This window comes from Micromonospora sp. D75 (assembly GCF_018070405.1).
GTDB lineage: Bacteria > Actinomycetota > Actinomycetes > Mycobacteriales > Micromonosporaceae > Micromonospora > Micromonospora chalcea.
The window spans coordinates 1-401 of sequence record NZ_JAGPXV010001218.1 but is presented as its reverse complement, the minus strand read 5'-3'; the positions used below and the strand labels follow the sequence as shown (position 1 = coordinate 401).

The following is a 401-nucleotide window of genomic DNA, read 5'->3' as shown; positions in this document are numbered from 1 at the left end:
GCTCGATCAAGTCCAACATCGGCCACACGCAGGCCGCCTCGGGCGTCGCCGGTGTGATCAAGATGGTGCTGGCGATGCGGGAGGGCGTGGTACCGGCGACGTTGCACGTGGACGAGCCGTCGCCGCACATCGACTGGACCTCCGGCGCGGTGGAACTGGCCACGCAGTCGCGGCCCTGGCCGGTGGTGGACCGGCCGCGCCGGGCGGCGGTGTCGTCGTTCGGCATGTCCGGCACCAACGCCCACGTGATCATCGAACAGGCCGACGAGCCGCAGGCCGTGGCTGCCGCTCCGGCCGAGCAGGGCCCCGGGCTCGTTGCCTCCGACGTCGTGGTGTGGCCGCTGTCGGGACGTTCGAAGGGCGCCCTGACCGGCCAGGCGGCTCGCCTGGCGGAGTACGTG

Annotated in this window: 1 protein-coding gene; it reads left to right on the top strand. The window is 72.6% G+C overall.

Going from position 1 to position 401, the window contains the following annotated elements:
• Positions 1-401: ketoacyl-synthetase C-terminal extension domain-containing protein (locus KBX39_RS32950; RefSeq protein WP_282102515.1), on the top strand; the 401-nt coding region annotated here is incomplete at both ends.